Source organism: Thermobrachium celere DSM 8682 (genome assembly GCF_000430995.1).
GTDB classification, from domain to species: Bacteria; Bacillota; Clostridia; order Clostridiales; family Caloramatoraceae; genus Thermobrachium; species Thermobrachium celere.
Genome location: NZ_HF952031.1, coordinates 1 through 262 on the forward strand (window position 1 = coordinate 1; position 262 = coordinate 262).

The window sequence follows — 262 nt, forward strand, 5'->3', positions numbered from 1 at the left end:
GTAGCAAGCCAATCAGCAGACTTTGATAGACAAAAGGGATTAAACGTAATGGAAAACATAATACAAGCTACACCAGACTTTGACGCAGTGTTTGCACATAATGATGAAATGGCATTAGGTGCAATAAAGGCATTAAAGACAGCAAATAAAAATGTAATTGTAGTAGGATTTGACGGTACACCAGATGCAGTTACAGCAGTAAATAATGGTGAAATGGCAGCAACTATAGCACAACAACCAGACCTAATGGGAAGCTTAGCTA

General features: G+C 38.2%; 1 protein-coding gene. It reads left to right on the forward strand.

All coding sequences use genetic code 11. The features are described 5' to 3' along the window. On the forward strand, positions 1-262 hold a 262-nt coding region (locus TCEL_RS11400; protein ID WP_040684075.1), incomplete at both ends, for a substrate-binding domain-containing protein.